The following is a 2,767-nucleotide window of genomic DNA, read 5'->3' as shown; positions in this document are numbered from 1 at the left end:
GTGTCCTAATTGTAGTCACAATAAGACTACATCGCAATGATGTTTTACGAAACTTTTGTAAAACTCAACTAATAACCAATAAAAGCCCCATAAGGGGCTGTTTCGCACTATCTTACTTCTACTTGATATTCAAATTGCATGCCTTAGCGAATTTATTAACGGCAACAGTTGAACCGGATGCATTTCCTGAAAAAGATTGCTTATAATCAACTTCATCAACAGAAATTCCCGCTAAAATTTTTTGCTTTGCTGAACTTAACTGCTTTAATAACGACAAAATTTTTTCTCTATCAGTGCCTTTGGCTTCTATTGCATCAGAGTTTCTTCTTTGTAGCATTGTGTTAAATTCGACCACTTGATTACTGTCAACTCTCATTAAAAAAGTCGCAGGTATAGATTTAATATCGCTATCGTCTATTAGCTCAACATAAGAAACTGATAGATCATTACTATTGCATCTGAATACAATGCCTGATTTAGTGTTTTTGAGCTCCCCTATAAGAACGGCGCTATTATCACCAAAAATGCTTTCTTCTACATTCGTAATCCACGCTGCATTTGCCATAGATGATACAAAGAACAAAGATAATAATAACCGCTTCATAAAAATCACCTTGTCAATTAAATATTACTCGCTGAACTCTGAACAATGCATCTCTCCAAGTCTCTGTACTATTATTTTTTACTGTAGAACAAAGTAACTAACAATCCATAAAGGATAATAAAGCATCCGATAATAACGTGATTTTGTTTGCTTGATACTAACCCAATGTTTTGAACAGTTTCACCATAAGAAGAAACAGTGGTGCCCATGTTCAGAGCTACAAACAACCATGTAATACCAACTAGAATCAAAAAACGTCCGAATCTGTGCATCTACAACCCCATTAATAGTATAAAAAAATACATTAATGAATAAAACATAACCTATTTTCAAGGATGCTGCATAGAAGTTGTGACTTTTCCGGCAGAATTCGACTGAAATTTTTGCCGTTCTCCGGTCTTATCATTAACCAAGGTGATCTCGACTTGAAATGGTTTATCGCCCATGGCTTCCAGTAACGCTTTTGCCATACCTTTTGCTATTTCTGCCTCAGATTCAACATCCTTTTTCTTGCTGTAGAGTGAAGGGAATTGCTGCTCTTGTTCACTGTTGATGTTCTTTTCAGCGATTGCAGCCCCGACTTTCATATTTTTCTTAACCTCAGGGATATAATTACGTGTTTCCGTTGGCATATTCCTTATGCCTCTTGCTTGCAATTTTCCGATCCCCCCATTATAAGCTGCCAGCATTCCATCTGTACTGCCGGTTTGCTGACGTAGCCAGCTCAGGTATCGTGCAGATGCTTCCGCTGATTTGTACGGGTCAAAGACATCATTACCTATCAATCCCTGTTCTTTGGCGGTATCGGGCATAAACTGGAACATCCCCATAGCTTGTTCCCCTGATTTTGTTACTGGGCCGATCGCGTTGGGATTACCCGACGATTCGGTCATCGCAACACCGTATAATAGGCCGGGTTCGTGTCCGTATTTCTTCTCCAGCATGGCAAAGTAGTCAGACATCGATTCTAATAATGCCGCTCCGTTGCCGCCACTCTTTAACGGATTGGGGTAATGGGGCATCTCATAATTTGGTAATGGCGGTATTTTATTAACTGCTGCTTTCGCTTCATGGGCTTTTTTCTGCTTTTCCCATGCTTCTCCGTATTTATCTTCTAATTTTTTATATAAATCATCACTGGGATATCCCCATTCCAATAAGAATCTGTCACCAAAAGATAGCTCTTTCCTGAACTCTTTATCTCTTAATGCTCTTTCCCGCATATCATCACGCTTGTTTCCATGATAGAAGGAATCTGAGGTGTCATTTTTATATTTCTCTTTTTCTTTTTTCTCCAAATTATTTTGATAATTTAGCCCACCCTCCAAAAAATACTCTGCGAATGCTGTTTTGCTCTGAAGTTTCTTCCCTTCCCGCCATGCATTCCAGTCATTCATTTCTGTATCAAAATCGGTGAGTCTCTTAACTGTCTTTTCATCCATCGTTAGACCGTATTTTTTAGACTTCTCCAGCCTTTCCTTGATTTTATTTTCACGAATTAATGTCAGAACATCGGGGGTTAATCCCAATTTATTTGCCAGTCTGAACTGAGTTTCGGAGGGCATGTTGGGGAATTTTTCTGCTAACTCTAATAGCGTAGGGATGGTATCAGCCGAACCATCTTTGGTTGTGTGAATTTTAACACCCGCTTTATCCAGTTCTGCACGTGCCGAGCCATTTTCACCACGTTCTGCTGCATTAAAAACGTCAAACAAATTTTGAACGGATTTTTTTGCATCATCAGCATCCGCCCCAATCTGCACCAATGCACCAGCCAAGCCGGATGCATCTTCATGTGACATCGCTGTATTTTTAGACAAGGTATCAAGCCCGGTAGCTTCTTTTCCCGTCTCCCTGAGCGTATTATATCCCGCTGTCATCCCGCCAATAACACCACCCACGCCACCGAGCAATCCCATTTTTGACGCCATGCCGCTGTATTTTGAGAACAGCTCACCAAAATTTTTCAGTGGCGGGATCATGCTACTAATATTCTGTACGTTATCCTGTGCATAGCGGGACATATCGCGCAGCCGGTTATTCAGTCCACCGGTAGTTTCCAGCGTTTCATTGCCGCCGAACCGCAATGCTTCACGTGTCGAATCCAGCAAAGGGTTCAGTTGCTTAATTCTGGCTTCAATCTCTGCCAGTGCTTTTGTGGCG

General features: G+C 40.7%; 2 protein-coding genes. Both read right to left on the bottom strand.

Features of this window, described 5'->3' with window-relative positions; genetic code table 11:
- Positions 1–118: 118 nt before the first annotated feature.
- Positions 119–604: a hypothetical protein gene (locus tag Xbud_RS18665; RefSeq protein WP_099137483.1), complete on the bottom strand. Its 486-nt coding sequence runs from the start codon at positions 602–604 to the stop codon at positions 119–121.
- Between the two features lie 329 nt (positions 605–933).
- On the bottom strand, positions 934–2,767 hold a 1,834-nt coding region (locus tag Xbud_RS18655), incomplete at its 5' end, for a lytic transglycosylase domain-containing protein (RefSeq protein ID WP_145956675.1).

Origin of the sequence: Xenorhabdus budapestensis (genome assembly GCF_002632465.1) — a bacterium.
GTDB lineage: Bacteria > Pseudomonadota > Gammaproteobacteria > Enterobacterales > Enterobacteriaceae > Xenorhabdus > Xenorhabdus budapestensis.
The sequence above is the reverse complement of the archived record's forward strand: the minus strand, read 5'-3'. Positions and strand labels throughout refer to the sequence as shown.